This is a genomic window from Streptomyces sp. B15 (assembly GCF_018070605.1).
Taxonomy (GTDB): domain Bacteria; phylum Actinomycetota; class Actinomycetes; order Streptomycetales; family Streptomycetaceae; genus Streptomyces; species Streptomyces smyrnaeus.
Genome location: NZ_JAGPXJ010000016.1, coordinates 1 through 15,542, shown reverse-complemented (window position 1 = coordinate 15,542; position 15,542 = coordinate 1). Strand labels below are relative to the sequence as shown.

Here is a 15,542-nt window from a genome sequence, read left to right as displayed (position 1 = left end):
TCAGCCGGGCGGCCCGATGGCGGGGCGGGGGCTTAGTGTTGGTGCTTGTGATACCTCCTGTTGCGGAAGTGGCCGAGGCCCAGCGGGTGCTTCGGGAACTGCTCGCCGATGTGGACGACGACCAGGTGCGGGCGCCCTCCGCGCTGCCCGGCTGGTCCCGCGGGCATGTGCTGGCGCATCTGACCGACAACGCCCGGATGTTCGCCCGCCTCGCCGAGCACGCGCTGTGCGGAGAGCGGGTGCCCACCTACGAAGGGGGCCAGGCCGAGCGTGACGCGATCATCGAGGCCACGGCCGGGCGTACGGCCGCAGAGCACCGGGCGGCGCTGGCCGGACACACCCGGACGCTGATGGCCGTATGGTCGCGGGCGGCGGCGGAGGACTGGCGGCGTCCCGTCGCGTTCCGTGACGCGGACATCGCCGCGACGGTGTTCGCGCGCTGGCGCGAGGTGTGGATCCATATGGTCGATCTGGACCTCGGTGTCGGCCCGGCCGACTGGCCCCGGCAACTGGCGGCCCATGCCCTTGATTTCCTGCTGGGCAGGCTGCCGCACGGCATCTGCCTGGTCGCCACGGACCTGGACCGGCGCTGGCACACGGGCGGGGAAGGCACCGCACCGGGCCACGAGGGCACCACGCCGGGCCACGAGGGCACCACGCCGGGCCACGAGGGCACCGCACCGGTCCGCGAAGGCACCGCACCGGTCCGCGAAGTGTGCGGCGGCGTACGGGATCTGGCGGCATGGCTTGCCGGGCGGGTGCCCGACAGCCCGCCCCGCTGCCCGGACGGCCTGCCCGAACTGGGCCCCTGGCCGCCGCATCCGCCGCAGCCGGCCCGGCGGACGGACGCGGGCCCGTAGCACAGGACACCTCCGGCCCGGAGGCGGTAGCGCCGTCCGGCTCGCCGCACCTGTGCTGTGCGCCGCCGCCCACGCCGACGGCCCTGACTCGGAGTTGAGGCCCGGCCGCTGCCTCAGGGGTGCAGCAGGCCGCGGGCGACCGCGGCCTCCCGTACCTCCTCGTACAGCGCCGTCAGGACCGGGCTGGCGCTGACGCGGGGAAGCTGGAGGCGGTCCAGCGCCGCGGCGTCGGCGCCGACGTCGAACCAGCCCTGGCCGGTGAGCAGCCGCATCAGCGCCGGGTTGAGGCGGTCGACGCCGCGCACCAGGCGGGCCTCGGGGGTGGCGCCGTCCTCGTACTCCCGCCACAGGTCGAGCAGTTCGGGACCGAGCGGTGCCGGCAGCACACCGAACCGTTCGTGCGCCACCGCCTCCTCGGTTCGGGCCTTCTCCTCCGTACGGGCCTTTTCCCGTGCGCGGGCCTGCTCCGTCTGCGTGCTCCCGCCTGATGTGTGCCAGGCGGAGGGGTCACCCGCGTCGATCTCCACCACGTCGTGCATCAGGCACAGCTTCAGCATCCGTTCCAGGTCGAGCCGTAGTCCGCTCTCCCGTTCGAATTCCATGTGCAGTACCCAGCACACCATCGCCAGATGCCAGGAGTGCTCCGCCACCGACTCGCGCCGCTCGGACGTGGCCCGGTTGTGCCGCTCCACCTCCCGCAGGCGGGCGGTGTAGGCGATGAAGTCGAACAAGGCCCGGGTGTGCGTCATGGCTTCCTGCCCAAGAATTGCTTGGCTTTCGACGGCGCGGCCCGGTTAAGGTACGGGCGTGTCCAGTCCTGAGGCTTCCAGACTCTAGCCACCGGCCCTCCGGTGGCTGCTTCGCGCTGTCTGCTTCCCGCGTTCGCCGAACGCCATCGGATCGCCGTGTCCCGGGCTCTTCCGCGGTAGTGCTGCCGCGCGCCCGGCTGGACGGACTCTCTTCCTGACGTATGCCGCTGCCTCCCCGGCCCGGACTCCTTCTTCGGAGGCTCCGGCGGGTCCCGGGTCTTCCAGCGGCTCCCTCAGGCATGCCCTGTCGCCGGGTGCCGTGCGCGCCTACCGCTGTCCTCGTCGATTCCGATCCGAGTGGATTGCGGAGTTTTCATGCCATTTGTGTTGTACGTTCTCGCGCTGGCGGTGTTCGCGCAGGGAACGTCGGAGTTCATGCTCGCCGGGCTCGTCCCGGACCTCGCCGCGGAGTTGGAGGTGTCGGTCTCCGCGGCCGGGCTGCTGACCTCGGCGTTCGCCGTCGGGATGATCGTGGGCGCGCCGCTGATGGCGGTGCTGAGCCGTCGCTGGGACAGACGACGGGCGCTGCTGGGATTCCTGAGCGCCTTCTTGCTGGTGCATGTGGTGGGCGCGGTGACGACGAGCTTCGCGGTGCTGGTGGTCACCCGTGTACTGGGGGCGCTGGCCAACGCCGGGTTCCTCGCCGTCGCACTGACCGCCGCCGCCGGAATGGTGCCGCCCGGCGCCAAGGGCCGGGCCACCTCGGTGCTGCTGAGCGGCGTCACCCTCGCCTGTGTCGCCGGGGTGCCCGCAGGCGCCGTACTGGGGCAGGCGTGGGGCTGGCGCTCGGCGTTCTGGGCGGTGGCCCTGGTGTCTGCACCGGCGCTGTTCGCCCTCGTCCGATCGCTGCCCGGCGCGGACGACACCGGGGTGCGGGCGGGCGCGGACGAGCCCCCGGCGCAGGCGGGCCCACAGCACACGGACCCGGTGACGGGCGGACGGTCCGTGAGCCTTTCCCGCGAGCTGCGGGCGCTGCGCGGACCGCGGCTGCTGGTGACGCTGCTGCTGGGCGCACTGGTCAACGGCGCCACCTTCTGCACCTTCACCTACCTCGCCCCGCTGATCACCGACGTCGCCGGGTTCGACGACAGTTGGGTGCCGATCCTGCTGGCGCTCTTCGGTCTCGGGTCTTTCCTGGGCGTCACCGCGGCGGGCCGGGTCGCCGACACCCGCCCGCTGCGGCTGCTGACCGTGGGCGGGGCCGCGCTGCTCGCCGGATGGGTGCTCTTCGCACTGACGGCGGGCAGCCAACTCGCGGCCGTCGCTCTCGTCCTCGTCCAGGGCACCCTGTCCTTCGCGGTCGGCTCGACGCTCATCTCGCAGGCCCTGTACGCGGCAGCCGAGGCACCGACCCTGTCGGGCGGCTTCGCGACGGCGGCGCTCAACGTCGGCGCGGCGCTCGGTCCCTGGGCCGGTGGCCTCGCGCTCAGCGCGGGTACCGGCTACCGCGCGCCCCTGTGGGTGAGTGCGCTGCTGGTGGCACTCGCCCTGCTGGTGGGCGGGGTGGCGCGGGCCGTTGCCGCCCGGCGTGCCACCCACCGTACGGGCGAGGACGGTGCGGTCACGGCCGGAGCACCTCGCGCCAGCGATGCGCCACGGACACCTCCCCGGTGATGCCGAGGTCGGACAGCGGGCGCCGGTTCCACAGCGTGAGGTAGAGGTCCTCGGCCGTGCCCTCGTACACGCAGTCCGGCGCGGCCGGTGGTTCGGTGACGCGCTCCGCCCGCGCCGGATCGCCGAGGTGGACGGCCCAGACGGCCCCGTCCACGTCCGTCGCCCGCACGAGGACCGTACGGGGATCGGCGGCGAAGCCGTCCGGCGTACCGCGCCGGGGGTAGAAGCCGCACAACAGCTCGTCCACCCCGTCGGCGGCGAACTCGGCAGCGAGTTGCTGTTCGGCGAGTTCGGTTGTCGATGAGGAGCCGGGGGAGAGCGGGGCGCCGAGTGCCGACTCGGCGTCCACCCGGTGCACCGCCGTCTCGTGCGCCTGGCGCCGCGCCCAGAACGCCAGCGAGGAGGGCGCGGGCATGAACGTCCAGCAGGTCAGATCGTCCGGAGCCGACTCCAGCGCCTCGACCAGCAGCCCGTGCCCCTCCCGCAACCACGGACCGAGCGCCTCGTCGGCCAACCCGGCGGGTCTGGACGGCGGTACGGGCTGCGCACGGGCCTCCCGGACCATGTCCGCCGCCCAGCGGTGCACCGCGCCCAGATGCAGGGCCAGGTCACGCACCGTCCAGTCGGGGCAGGTGGGAACGGGGGCCGAGGGGTCGGCCTGTTCGACGGCGTCCGCGAAGAGACGGCCCTCGCGGCTGAGGATGTCGATGAACTCTCGGTTCTTCATGGGCCTGAGCCTGCCTGCACGGGACGGCGCTGTCACCATGTTTGTGCTGTGAGCGATCCGGGGGAGGAGGGGTAGCGGGAAGGGTGGCGGTCGGTGCGGCGTCCGGGGTGGCTTCGGGCGTGATGATATCGGCGGCATGGAGAACCGGCGGCGCGTGCTTCTTGTGGCCTACGACGATGCGCAGATACTCGACATCGCCTCGCCCAGCAGTGCCCTGGAGCTGGCCAACCGGCACGGCGCCACTCCGCCGTACGCCGTCGAACTGGGCACCCTGGGGCGTTGCGCCGCGCGCAGTTCGGCCGGGATCGTGCTCGGTGCCGGGTGCGATCTGGAGGCGGTCGGCGGGCAGTTGGACACCTTGGTCGTGGTGGGCGGGGCCGGGTACGCGACCGCGGCGGCCGACGCGCGGCTGCTGGCACAGGTACGGCGGCTGGCGCGGCAGAGCCGGCGTATCGCCTCCGTCTGCACCGGCACCTACGTACTGGCCGCGGCCGGGCTGCTCAACAACCGGCGCGTCACCACGCACTGGAGGTTCGGCGAGCAGTTGGCCGCGCAGCACCCCGGAGTCGCGGTGGACGTGGGACCGCTCCACATCCGCGACGGCAACATCTACACCTCAGCAGGGGTGACCAGTGCCCTGGATCTGACGCTGTCGCTGATCGAGGACGACCACGGGCCGACGCTGGCCCGCGCCGTCGCCCGCGAACTCGTCTCCTATCTGCACCGGCCCGCCGACCAGGCGCAGATCAGCATGTTCCTCGCCGCTCCGCCGCCGGGCGACCGGCTGGTGCGGGACCTGGCCGGCTACATCGCCGGACACCTGTCCGAAGATCTCAGCCCGCGTGCGCTGGCCGCCCGGGCGGGGGTGAGCACCCGCCATCTGACACGACTGTTCACCACCCACCTGGGCACCACACCGAGCCGCGCCGTACGGGCGGCGCGGACCGAGGCCGCGGCGCATCTGGTGCGGTCCAGCGCACTGCCGCTGGCCGCCATCGCCCGGCGCTGCGGGTTCCGGTCGCCGCAGACGCTCCGGCAGGCGTTCCTGGACCTCTACGGCGTCGGCGGGGACAGGATTCGCAGGATGCCGGACATGCCGCGGCCGCGCGGCGCCGCCCGTGCGCAGAATCCCGAGCCATGACCCCTTCGACCCCGTCCACGCCGTCGGCTCCGTCCACGCCTTCGGCCCAGACCATGCCTTCGGCTCCGTCCACGCCTTCTTCGCCTTCCTCCTCTTCGACTCCTTCGGCAGCGTTCCCGTCTTCTCCGACGCCTTCCAGCTCCCGCACCTCTTCGACGGCGCGCCGTGCGGTGCTGCGGGGTGCGGCGGCGGCCTCCGCGCTCGCTGCCGTCGCCGCGACGCAGACCGGGACCGCGCACGCCGCACAGCCCCGCCGCCGTGATCTCGACATCGGCATCCTGCTGTACGACGGCTACAGCCTGCTGGACCCCACGGGACCTGCCGAGGTGCTGTCCCGACTGCCTGACGCGGCGGTGACGATGGTGGCGGAGCGGCGTGGCCCGGTCCGTACCGACACCGGAGACGTGGCCGTCATGGCGGACCGCTCGCTCGCCGAGGTCGACCGGTTGGACGTGCTGCTGGTGCCCGGCGCCGGCAATCGCGGCACCACGGCGGCGATGAAGAACGAGCGGATACTGGAGTGGATCCGCCGTATGCACCGGCACACCCGCTGGACGACCTCCGTGTGCACCGGATCGTTGATCCTGGCCGCGGCCGGACTGCTGGACGGGCGCCGCGCGACCACCTACTGGGCCTCCGCCGCATATCTGGAGTCCACCTTCGACGTGACGTACGTGCCGGAGCGCTACGTCCGGTCCGGCAAGATCGTCACCGCCGCCGGGGTCTCGGCGGGGGTGGACATGTCGCTCCACCTCGCGTCGTTGATCGCCGGGGAGCGCATCGCGCGGGCGATCCAACTCGCCGTGGAGTACGACCCTCAGCCCCCGTTCGACTCCGGGAACGCCGCGGAAGCGTCCCCGGAGCTGAAGGCACTCGCCCTGCGGCTGCTGGAGGAGTCGTCCCACGGGTGAGCGGGCCGGATCGAGCGGGACGGGGTGGGCCGGTGCGGCCGTACCGGACGGGCTCTAGAGGGCGAAGCCGTGCGGAAACGGGTCCCGGGGGTCCAGCAGATAGGTTGCCATGCCGGTGATCCAGGCATGCCCGGAGAACTCGGGCACGACTGCGGGCAACCCGCCGACCTCGGTGGTCTCCAGCAGTCGGCCCGTGAACCGGGTGCCGATGAACGACTCGTTCACGAACTCGGTACCCAGCGGCAGCTCACCCCGCGCGTGCAGCTGCGCCATCCGTGCACAGGTGCCGGTGCCGCAGGGGGAGCGGTCGAACCAGCCGGGGTGGATCGCCATGGCGTTGCGCGAGTGCCGACCGTCCGAGCCCGGGGCCAGGAACTGCACATGCTTGCAGCCGCTGATGCCGGGATCGCCGGGATGCACCGGCCGGTTGTGCTCGTTGACGGCGTCCATGACGGCGAGGCCCGCGGCGAGGATGTCGTCCTTGCGCGTCCGGTCGAACGGTAGCCCGAGCTGGTCGAGTTCGACGATGGCGTAGAAGTTCCCGCCGTACGCCATGTCGTAGCCGACCTCGCCCAGCCCCGGCACCCGTACGGAGGCGTCCAGCTCCAGCGCGAACGCGTCCACGTTCCGCAGGGTGACCTTTTCGGCCATCCCGTCCCGCACGGTGACGCGGGCCTCCACCAGCCCGGCCGGAGTGTCCAGCCGCACCATGGTCTCCGGCTCGCTCACCGGGACCATGCCCGTCTCCACCAGCACGGTCGCCACCCCGACCGTGCCGTGCCCGCACATCGGGAGGAAGCCGCTGACCTCGATGTAGACCACACCCCAGTCCGCGTCCGGCCGGGTCGGCGGCTGGAGGAGCGCACCACTCATCGCCGGGTGCCCCCGCGGCTCGTCCACCAGGAACCTGCGCAACTCGTCCAGATGCTCGACGGCGTAGCGGCGACGTTCGGCCATCGTCGCGCCCGGGATCGGCGGCAGGCCGCCGGTGACGACCCGGGTCGGCATGCCCTCGGTGTGCGAGTCGACGGCGCTGAGCGAACGGACCGACCGCATCAGGCGGCCCCCCGCTCCGAGAGGGCGGAGATCGCCCGCGCCATGTCGGCCTCCACCCGCTCCCGCAGCTGCGGGAGCAGCGGCCCGCGCGGCGGTCGGCAGGGGCCACCGAACCGGCCGACCTGCTCCATTCCGAGCTTGATCGCCTGGACGAACTCGGTGCGCGAGTCCCAGCGGAAGGCCGCCACCAGCGGCTCGTACAGCGCTCGCGCCTCCTCCAGCCGCCCCTCGGTGGCCAGTTGGAACAGCCGCGCCGACTCGGCGGGGAAGACGTTGGGGAACCCGGCGAACCAGCCGGTCGCGCCCATCAGCAGGCTCTCCAGCACCACGTCGTCGGCACCGCTGACGACCTCCAGGCCGCTGCCGGCGGTCCGCTCCTTGATCTCCAGCACACGACGGACATCGCCCGAGAACTCCTTGACGGCCACGATGTTCTCGATCTGCGCTATCCGAGCGAGCAGCTCCGGCGCCAGATCGACCTTGGTGTCGAACGGGTTGTTGTAGACCATCACCGGCAGACCGACCGAGGCCACCGCGGCGAAATGGTCCAAGATCTCCTGCTCGTTGGCGCGGTACATCGTCGGAGGCAGACACAGCACCCCGTCCGCACCGTCCTCGGCGGCGACTTCGGCCCAGTGCCGCGCCTGGTGCGAGCCGACCCCGTGCACCCCGACGACGACCTTGCCCGTGTCACCCACCGCCTCGATCGCCGTACGGGCCACGGTGCGGCGCTCCTGGTCCGTCAGCGACGAGTACTCGCCCAGCGAACCGTTGGGCCCGACACCGTCGCAGCCGCTCGCCACCAGCCAGCGGCAGTGCTCGGCGTAGCGGTCGTAGTCGACGGCCAGGCCGGCGGGCGCCGATGCCTTCTCGTAGTACGGGAGTGCTGTTGCCACAACCACGCCACCGAGACCCTGTACGGCCCGGGTCGGCTTCTTGCTGTCGCTCATGAAGTGCTCTCCTCCGAAGGATCGGTCGGATCGGTTCGCTCGGCGGTGCCGGGGGTGGTGGCGTCGGGCGCGGTGCCGGGGGTGGCACCGGTGGCTGTAGCGGAAGTGGTGTCGGGGGCGGCGTCGGGAACGGCGATGTCGGGGGTGCCGGGAGTGGCGTCGGGGGCGGTGTCCGGAGGAGCAGCGCCCCAGGGCGCCGGGGAAGCAGCGAGCTCGCCCAGCCGGAGTGGCTGGGCGATCGGCCTGCGGTGCGGGGTGGCGGCAGGCAGCCCCTCGGCGGACCGCTCGCAAGGTCCATCCCCGGCCCTGTCCTCACCCCCGGGCCCGCCCCTGTGCCCGGGGATCGGTCCGGCACCGGGCCGGGCACCGAGCCGGTCGCGGAGCTCGGAGACGGTGGGGCCGCAGATTCTGGCCTGGCAGGGCCCGAGCCCGGCCCGGGTGCCCAGCTTGACGACCCGGGGCGACGCCTCCGCCTCGCTGCCGAACGCCGCGCACAGGGCCCCGAAGTCGGTCTCCTCGCAGCGGCACACCACCGTGTCCGTACGCAGCCAGCCCGGCCAGCCCGCCCCGATGGGATGCGCGCGGGCGAGTCGGCGCGCGAAGGCCCGTCCCTGGTCCCGGCTGCGCCGCAGTACGCGCAGCGCCCGCGCGGACCGGTCGCCACCGGCGGCCGACCACCCCGCCACCGCACCCTCGGCCCGTGCGGCCGGCGCCCCGGCGATCCCCGTGACCTCCCCGGCGGCGAAGACGCCGGGCACGCTGGTGCGCTGCTCGTCGTCCACCAGCACGAACTCCCCGGTCCCGGTCCCGGTCCCGGTCCCGGTCCCGGTCCCGGTCCCGTTCCCGTTCCCGGGTCGGCCACGGCCGTCGTGCAGAGCGCACCCGGCCGCCACCGGGAGCTCCAACTGCGGGCTGAAACCATGGCCGATGCACAGCGCGTCGACCGGCACGGTGCGCTCACTGCCGTCGACCACCGACCAGTCCGGGCGCAACCGAGCGGTGACGACCTCCTCCACACGGCCCTCGCCCCGCGCCTCGACGACCGCGCGGCCCAGCCGGTAGGGCACCCGGTGGCGGGCCATCGCGGCAGAGTGGTCGGCGAGTTCGGGGGCCTTGCCCAACTGCGCGGCCAGCTCCCAGGGACGGCTGCCCCAGCCCCGGGCCACGGTGCCCGCGGTGTTGGCCTCCAGCACCTCCAGCACTGTGGAGCCCGCCTCCAGCAAGGACGCGGCCACCGGAAGCAGGAACGGCCCACTGCCCGCGACCACGACACGCTCGCCGACGACCACCCGCTCCCCTTTGGCCAACGCCTGTGCGGCGCCCGCGGTGAAGACCCCCGGCAACTGCCAACCGGGGAAGGGGAGCACCCGGTCATGGGCGCCGGTCGCCAGCACCAGCGCGTCCACGTCGAGTGTCCGCCGCACACGTCCGGAGCCGTCGGCGGGACCACCGCACAGCAGATGCACGCGCGGTGGCCGTCCGGTCGGGTCCGCCGGGCCGATCGCGTCCGTCGGGCCGGTCGTGTCCGTCGGGCCGCCCGGGCCCGCCGGGGCGGCGGGGGTGGCCGGGGCGGCCGGCCCGGGGTTGGCTTCGTGGCGCTCCAGCGCCCAGACCGACGTCTCCGGCAGCCAACTGCAGCGCGGGTGCGTCAGTACCTGGCGGCGGCGCCGCTCGAACTCCTGCCACCCGTGCTGGAGTCGTTCGGGACGCTCCGCCGCGTACGCCTCGGGCAGCATGCGGTGGTACTGGCCGCCCGGCTGCTCGGCGGCGTCGATCAGCGTCACCCGGGCGCCCGCCGCCAGCGCCGCGTGGGCCGCCGCCAACCCGGCCGGTCCTGCACCGACGACCCCCACGTGCCGGGGAATCACTCGCCCTCCCCGGCTTGCGGGCCGTCCGGTGCTTCGGCCCGGGAGGCGGCCTGTGTGCCGGGTGTACCGGGCCGGAGGCCGCTCCGGGCACGGGACTGGGTGTGCACCACGTCGCCGTCCACGGCCCGCCGTCGGCAAGCGCGTACATCGCGGTCGCCGTTGACGGTCACCAGGCAGTCGAAGCAGACACCGATGCCGCAGAACACCCCGCGCCCGGCACCGGAGGGGCCCTCGCGCCAGGCCGGTCGGCCGGAGACGAGCAGCACACCGGCCACCGTCTGCCCCTCGACGCCGTCGGCCGGCTCGCCGTCGACCGTGATGCGCAACGGCCGGTCCCTGCGGTTGGTGGAGTCGCTCTCGACGGGTACGAGTCGCGGGTTCATGCCCCCTCCTGTTCCTGGTCCTGCTCCAGCTTCCGGTCCTGCTCCAGTTCCCACTTCCGGTCCTGCTTCCGGCGCTGCCTTCGGCCCTGTTGCCGGTTCTGCTGCCGGGATGCGGGCGGGGGCGTGAGCACGGCCGGGCGGTCCACCCGGAACGGGTGGGCGTCGATCTCGGTCGGCTCACCGAGTACGAGATCTCGCAGCAGCCGTCCGGTGCCGACCGAAAGCCCGATTCCGGCGCCCTCGTGACCGCTCGCGTGCCACAACCCGGCCAGCCGGGGGTCGGCGCCGACGACCGGCAGATGGTCGGGCACGTACGGCCGGAAACCGCCGTACGCCCGCATCACCGGCACACCGGCGAGTGACGGGAAGAGCCGCAGCGCCTTGGCCGCGACGGCGGACAGCACTTCGGGCCGCAGCCGGTCGTCGAAGCCGACCCGGCGCCGCGAGGAGCCGATCAGTACGCTGCCCGCCCGCGTCGACTCGACCACCGCCGAGGTCTGCAGCTCCTCCTCGCTGCTGCCGACGGCACCCACGTAGTCGGCGTCGTAGACCTTGTGGAAGACGGTCGGCGGCAGCGGCGTCGTCACCAGGACGTCGCCGCGACGGGGTTCGACGGCCACCGGCGCGCCGAGCCGGGCGCCGAGCGCGCCCGACCAGGGACCGGCCGCGTTGACGAACAGGTCGGCCTCCACCACTCCACCGGGTGTGCGTACGCCGGTCAGTCGGTCACCGCGGGCCACCACCCCGGCCAGCACCTCTTCGCCGGTCCGCAGCCTGGCGCCTGCCGCGAGGGCGTCGGTGAGCAGCGCCGCCGCCGCGGCTGCGGGCTGGACCTGGGCGTCTTCCGGATAGTGGACGGCTGCGGTGTGCCCGTGGGTGATGCAGGGTTCGGCTGCGCGGAGCGCGTCAGTCGTCAGGGTGTCGGCCCGCACGTCGGCGGTGCGCTGGGTGGCGGCGAACTCCGCGAGCCCGTGGGCCCCGGCTTCGGTGGTGGCGACGACGATGCCGCCCTTGGGGTCCCACTCGGCCGCTTCCACACACCGCGCCCCTGCGGGAGAGCGTTCCGCGATTGTCGCCAGCACCTCCGGCCACAGGCGCCGCGAGAGCTGAGCCAGTCGGAGTTCGGGCCCGGGGCCCTTGTCGGAGACGAGTACATTGCCCTCGCCGTGCGAGGTGGTGGCCGCGCCGGCGCCGCCCCGGTCGAGGACCGTCACTTCCAGCCCGGCCAGGGCGAGTTCGCGAGCACAGGCCGCTCCGATGATGCCGGCCCCGAGCACTACGGCCCGCGTTCCGTTCATCGAACCCTCCTCGTTCGTTAAAGCGAACGAGTGGGACGCTATGCCAGCGCCCAGGGGGTGTCAACGGTGCGACCGCACCGTGCCTTCCGTGGGGTCGCGTCCAGCCGCGACCCCGCCCTGCGTACCCCGGCCCCGCCTATCCGCACGCGCACTCGACGACGGCGCGGTGGATGGCTGCACGGTTGCGCGGTCGATCAGTCACCGCATGGGGTGCCCTCACCGGGCAGGGGGTGCGGGGCGTTCGGGTCCAGCCGCTGGTCCGACCGGTACTGGAGCAGCAGTACCGAGCGCACGACCCCCTCCACGGCGGCATAGCTGTGCGGCAGTGTGGCGTCGAAGCCGACGTAGTCCCCGGCTTCCAGCTCCACCTCCTGCCCGTCGACCGTCACCTCCAGCCGGCCGGCCTGCACGACGGTGTGCTCGACACCGACGTGGCCCAGTGAATCCCGCCGTTCACCGGCTCTGACCTGCTGGTCGTACACCTCGAAGACGGCCTGCCCCGACTCGATCCGCTGCAGCGGGCGAAGGTCGATGCCCTGGCCGCTGAGCACCTCCACATCCTTGGCCCGGACCACGCGCAGGCCTGCGGGCTGCTGGGCGTCCAGCAGGTCGGAGATCGGCACCTCGAGAACGCGCGAAAGGCTGAAGACCGTTTCGATGGTGGGGTTCCCGGTGCCGGACTCCAACTGGGACAGCGTCGCCTTGCCGATCTTGGAGCGGCGGGACAGCTCGGAGATCGACAATCCCCGCTGGGCTCGCGCCCGCTTCAGGTTGAGCGCCAGCATTCCCCGGATCGACCCCTCGGGACCGCTCACGGTCCCCTCCCTTCCCTCACGGGTTGCGTTCGCTTTACTGAACGAACTGGTGGTGTACTCGGTCATTATCCCGAACGGACGGGCAGAGGCGCGGTGTACCTTCGTCGCGGCCCGAGAGGGCTCATCTCTCCACGAGAGTGATCTCCGTTGCCTTGACGCTGGTGAAGACCTCGGCACCGTCCGCCAACCGGAGCTCGGCAGCGGCCTCCGTGGTGATCTCGGCGACCAGATCCGGACCGTTGGCCGAGGTGACGAGCACCCGCAGCCGGCTGCCGACCGCCGTGATCTCCCGTACCGTCCCCGGCCACACATTGCGCGGGCTGCCGTGCGGGCGCTCGCGATGCAGGGCGACCGCCTCGGGAGCGATGACCGCCAGCACGGCGGTCCCCTCCGCGACCGGGTCGGCGACCACCAGGCTGCCCCCGCCGTCCAGGGCCAGCGTGCCGTCCGCCGCCGTGCCCGCCAGCGCGTTGCGCCCGAGCATCCGTGCCACCCACGGCGAGCGCGGATGCCGGGTGACCTCGGTGGGCGGAGCGTCCTGGACAGCCCGGCCGCCCTCCAGCACCAGGACCCGGTCGGCCAGTGAGACCGCCTCCACCGGGTCGTGTGTGACCAGCAGACAGACGCCCCCGAATCCGGCGAGATGGCCGCGCAGTGTGTGCCGTACCTGTGCCCGCGTCGTCTGGTCGAGCGCTGCCAGCGGCTCGTCCAGCAACAGCAGCCGGGGCCGCCCCGCCAACGCACGGGCGAGCGCGACCCGCCCGGCCTGGCCGCCGGAGAGCTGCCCCGGTCTGCGGTGCGCCAGGTGCCCGACCCCCAGCCGCGTCAGCCACGCCTGTGCCTGGCGGCGCGCTTCGTTACGGCGTGCTCCCTGGGCACGCAGCCCGTACGCCGTGTTCGCCAGTGCGGTCAGATGAGGGAAGAGCGCACCGTCCTGGGGAACCCAGGCGACACCGCGCCGGTGCGAAGGCAGCGAGCCGACCGGCGTCTCGCCGAGCTGGAGTTCGGCGTGTGCGCGCGGGGTGAGACCGAGGAGGGCGCGCAGCAGCGTCGTCTTACCCGCCCCGTTGGGACCGACGACGGCGACGGTGGTACCGGGCTCAGCATCCAGCGTCAGCTCGGTGAACCCGGTGACACGGGCATGCAACGGCCAACTACCGCCGACGCCACCCGGGCCGCTCGGGTCATCGGTTCCCGTGGGGCTGGCCGCACCGGTGGGGGAGCCGGTGGGGGAGGTGGTGTCGCCGGTGGTGCTGACACCCGTCGTGCTGACGCCCGTCGTGCCGGCGGGGCCGGGTGTACCGGGCGACGGGGCGGTCTCGTCGAGGAGCGGAGTGGGTGTGGCCCGGGAGCGCCCGGCGCCCGCCCAGCGGCCGCGCAGTCCGACGAGTACCGCCATAGCGATGGCGAGCAGGAGCAGCGAGACCGATGTCGCCGCCTCCGGCTGCTCCTGGAGCAGGAGATACACCTGGAGCGGCAGCGTCTGTGTCGCCCCCGGAAGATTTCCGGCAAATGTGATCGTGGCTCCGAACTCGCCGAGCGCCCGTGCCCAGGTGAGCGCCGCGCCCGCCGCCAGCCCCGGGGCGACCAGCGGCAAGGTGACCGTACAGAACACCCGCAGCGGCCCGGCCCCCAGCGAGGCCGCCGTCTCCTCGTAGGCGGGCCGCAACCCCGCCAGGGTCCCCTCCAGGCTGATCACCAGAAACGGCATCGCCACGAATGTCGCCGCGACCACCGCCCCCGAGGTGTGGAACGGCAGCACGATGCCGAATGTCTCCTCCAGCCAGGGCCCCAGCAGCCCGCGCCGCCCGAAACCCAGCAGCAGCGCCACGCCCCCCACGGTCGGCGGCAGCACCATCGGCAACAGCACCAGCGAACGCACCAGCGCCTTGCCGGGGAAGCTGACCCGCGCCAACAGCCAGGCCAGCGGTACGCCCAGTACGAGCGAGAGCCCGAGCGCGCAGAAGGACACCAGCAGCGAAAGCTCTACCGCCTCCGTCACACCCTCGCTGCTCAGATGCGAGCCCAGCTCCGCCCACTCGGTTCGCGCCAGGATGCCTAGCAACGGCATCAGCAAGAACGCGATCGCCAGCAGCGCGGGCACCGCCAGCGCGAACGGCGTAGGCGGCCGGGTGCGGGTTCGGATGCCGGTGCCGGTGCCGGTGCCGGTGCGGGTTCGGATACGGACGCGACGCGCCGCCGGGTGCGCGTGGGGCTCTCCGTAGTGGCGCCGGCGGTTCATGGGCGCTGGAAGCCCGCGCTACGCAGCACCTTCTGGGCCTGGGGCGTGCTCAACCACTTCACGAATGCCGCAGCCTCCTTCTGGTGCTCGGATTGCTTGAGGGTGGCGGCGGGGTAGGAGGCGATGGCGTTCTGGCTGTCCGGTATGTCGATGGCGTCGACCTTCTTGGGCGCCGTGGCGGCATCGGTCTTGTAGACGAGGCCCGCGTCCGCCTCGCCCAGCTCGACCTTGCTGAGCACCGCCCGGACGTTCGGCTCCTCGGAGACGGGCTCGACCTTCAGCTTCTGGGCATCCAGCACCTGCTTGCCGTAGCGCCCGACCGGCACCTCGGGCGCCGCCAGCACCACCTTCAGCTTGCTGTCCGCCAGATCCTCGAGGCGTTCGACGTGCTTCGGGTTGCCCTCTTCGGTGGCGATGACGAGCCTGTTCCGGGCGATGACGATCGGCTTGCCCGTCTCGGCCTTGAGGCCGTCCATGGTGGCGGTGTCCGCCGTGGCCAGCACATCTGCGGGCACGCCCTGCTCGACCTGAGCCGCCAGCGCCTGCGACCCGGCGAAGGAGAACTTCACCTTGGTGTCGGGGTGCTCCTTCTCGTAGGCCTTACCCGCTTTCTGGAACACATCCGTGAGGGACGCGGCGCCGAGCACGGTCAGTTCGGTCTTTCCCCCCTCACCCGCACCGCCGTCACCGCCACTCCCGCAGGCGGCGAGCGGAACGAGCACGGCGACGGTGACGAACGCGGCGAGCACTCGGCGAGGTGTCAGAGGGATCGCAGGCATGGGCGGAACTCCTGGTGAGGCAGATGAGGCACAAGCCCCCAAGGCAAGGAAGGCAAGGTCCGACGGGCGGAGGGGCGGAGGGGCGGAGG

The 15,542-nt window shown here is 72.9% G+C and carries 14 protein-coding genes; 4 read left to right on the top strand and 10 right to left on the bottom strand.

Annotated elements, in window-relative coordinates; all coding sequences use genetic code 11:
* Positions 1-68: 68 nt before the first annotated feature.
* Positions 69-860 carry a maleylpyruvate isomerase family mycothiol-dependent enzyme gene (locus KBY19_RS10225; protein ID WP_307843484.1) on the top strand — a complete coding sequence of 264 codons (792 nt, stop codon included), beginning with the start codon at positions 69-71 and terminating at the stop codon, positions 858-860.
* A 113-nt stretch (positions 861-973) separates the two neighbouring features.
* On the opposite strand, the gene KBY19_RS10220 is transcribed toward KBY19_RS10225, so the two are convergent.
* The gene (locus tag KBY19_RS10220) at positions 974-1,609 is read right to left on the bottom strand and encodes an HD family hydrolase (protein WP_099879726.1); all 636 of its coding nucleotides are present in this window, start codon (positions 1,607-1,609) and stop codon (positions 974-976) included.
* Positions 1,610-1,984: 375 nt separating this feature from the next.
* On the opposite strand from KBY19_RS10220, the gene KBY19_RS10215 reads away from it, so the two are divergent.
* Positions 1,985-3,283 (top strand): Cmx/CmrA family chloramphenicol efflux MFS transporter, encoded by a 1,299-nt coding sequence (locus KBY19_RS10215; protein WP_210965626.1) that lies wholly within the window; start codon positions 1,985-1,987, stop codon positions 3,281-3,283.
* Here the strand turns inward: KBY19_RS10215 and KBY19_RS10210 are convergent.
* Complete coding sequence (locus KBY19_RS10210) at positions 3,231-4,010, bottom strand: maleylpyruvate isomerase family mycothiol-dependent enzyme (RefSeq protein WP_210965625.1); 780 nt, start codon at positions 4,008-4,010, stop codon at positions 3,231-3,233. The two genes, KBY19_RS10215 and KBY19_RS10210, sit on opposite strands and share 53 nt — an antisense overlap.
* Positions 4,011-4,146: 136 nt before the next feature.
* On the opposite strand from KBY19_RS10210, the gene KBY19_RS10205 reads away from it, so the two are divergent.
* The gene (locus tag KBY19_RS10205; RefSeq protein ID WP_210965624.1) at positions 4,147-5,151 is read left to right on the top strand and encodes a GlxA family transcriptional regulator; all 1,005 of its coding nucleotides are present in this window, start codon (positions 4,147-4,149) and stop codon (positions 5,149-5,151) included.
* 170 nt (positions 5,152-5,321) lie between these two features.
* The gene (locus KBY19_RS10200) at positions 5,322-6,062 is read left to right on the top strand and encodes a DJ-1/PfpI family protein (RefSeq protein WP_307842474.1); all 741 of its coding nucleotides are present in this window, start codon (positions 5,322-5,324) and stop codon (positions 6,060-6,062) included.
* Positions 6,063-6,116: 54 nt separating this feature from the next.
* Here KBY19_RS10200 and KBY19_RS10195 read toward each other — a convergent pair whose 3' ends face one another.
* The 8 genes from KBY19_RS10195 to modA form a co-directional block, all read right to left on the bottom strand.
* Positions 6,117-7,118 (bottom strand): proline racemase family protein, encoded by a 1,002-nt coding sequence (locus KBY19_RS10195; protein WP_099879717.1) that lies wholly within the window; start codon positions 7,116-7,118, stop codon positions 6,117-6,119.
* Positions 7,118-8,068, bottom strand: coding sequence for a dihydrodipicolinate synthase family protein (locus KBY19_RS10190; protein WP_210965623.1), 951 nt, complete (start codon positions 8,066-8,068; stop codon positions 7,118-7,120). Before KBY19_RS10190 ends, KBY19_RS10195 begins: the two co-directional genes overlap by 1 nt.
* Complete coding sequence (locus KBY19_RS10185) at positions 8,065-9,936, bottom strand: FAD-dependent oxidoreductase (RefSeq protein WP_210965622.1); 1,872 nt, start codon at positions 9,934-9,936, stop codon at positions 8,065-8,067. The genes KBY19_RS10190 and KBY19_RS10185 overlap by 4 nt, the downstream gene beginning before the upstream one ends.
* Positions 9,933-10,319 carry a (2Fe-2S)-binding protein gene (locus tag KBY19_RS10180; protein ID WP_210965621.1) on the bottom strand — a complete coding sequence of 129 codons (387 nt, stop codon included), beginning with the start codon at positions 10,317-10,319 and terminating at the stop codon, positions 9,933-9,935. Before KBY19_RS10180 ends, KBY19_RS10185 begins: the two co-directional genes overlap by 4 nt.
* Complete coding sequence (locus tag KBY19_RS10175; RefSeq protein WP_099879711.1) at positions 10,316-11,617, bottom strand: FAD-binding oxidoreductase; 1,302 nt, start codon at positions 11,615-11,617, stop codon at positions 10,316-10,318. The genes KBY19_RS10180 and KBY19_RS10175 overlap by 4 nt, the downstream gene beginning before the upstream one ends.
* Before the next feature lie 194 nt (positions 11,618-11,811).
* Positions 11,812-12,432, bottom strand: a complete 621-nt coding sequence (locus KBY19_RS10170; RefSeq protein ID WP_210956073.1) for a helix-turn-helix domain-containing protein — start codon at positions 12,430-12,432, stop codon at positions 11,812-11,814.
* A gap of 121 nt (positions 12,433-12,553) precedes the next feature.
* A complete protein-coding gene (locus tag KBY19_RS10165; RefSeq protein ID WP_247690826.1) occupies positions 12,554-14,503 on the bottom strand; it encodes an ABC transporter permease in 1,950 nt (649 codons plus the stop codon).
* A 167-nt stretch (positions 14,504-14,670) separates the two neighbouring features.
* Positions 14,671-15,453 (bottom strand): molybdate ABC transporter substrate-binding protein, encoded by a 783-nt coding sequence (gene modA, locus KBY19_RS10160; protein ID WP_099879707.1) that lies wholly within the window; start codon positions 15,451-15,453, stop codon positions 14,671-14,673.
* Positions 15,454-15,542: the final 89 nt, after the last annotated feature.

What these genes read in the sequence shown, in the direction of transcription:
- KBY19_RS10175 (WP_099879711.1), bottom strand. Translation starts at nt 11,617, where the DNA reads ATGAACGGAACGCGGGCCGTAGTGCTCGGGGCCGGCATCATCGGAGCG.
- KBY19_RS10190 (WP_210965623.1), bottom strand. Translation starts at nt 8,068, where the DNA reads ATGAGCGACAGCAAGAAGCCGACCCGGGCCGTACAGGGTCTCGGTGGC.
- modA (WP_099879707.1), bottom strand. Translation starts at nt 15,453, where the DNA reads ATGCCTGCGATCCCTCTGACACCTCGCCGAGTGCTCGCCGCGTTCGTC.
- KBY19_RS10210 (WP_210965625.1), bottom strand. Translation starts at nt 4,010, where the DNA reads ATGAAGAACCGAGAGTTCATCGACATCCTCAGCCGCGAGGGCCGTCTC.
- KBY19_RS10205 (WP_210965624.1), top strand. Translation starts at nt 4,147, where the DNA reads ATGGAGAACCGGCGGCGCGTGCTTCTTGTGGCCTACGACGATGCGCAG.
- KBY19_RS10215 (WP_210965626.1), top strand. Translation starts at nt 1,985, where the DNA reads ATGCCATTTGTGTTGTACGTTCTCGCGCTGGCGGTGTTCGCGCAGGGA.
- KBY19_RS10165 (WP_247690826.1), bottom strand. Translation starts at nt 14,503, where the DNA reads ATGCCGTTGCTAGGCATCCTGGCGCGAACCGAGTGGGCGGAGCTGGGC.
- KBY19_RS10220 (WP_099879726.1), bottom strand. Translation starts at nt 1,609, where the DNA reads ATGACGCACACCCGGGCCTTGTTCGACTTCATCGCCTACACCGCCCGC.
- KBY19_RS10180 (WP_210965621.1), bottom strand. Translation starts at nt 10,319, where the DNA reads ATGAACCCGCGACTCGTACCCGTCGAGAGCGACTCCACCAACCGCAGG.
- KBY19_RS10195 (WP_099879717.1), bottom strand. Translation starts at nt 7,118, where the DNA reads ATGCGGTCGGTCCGTTCGCTCAGCGCCGTCGACTCGCACACCGAGGGC.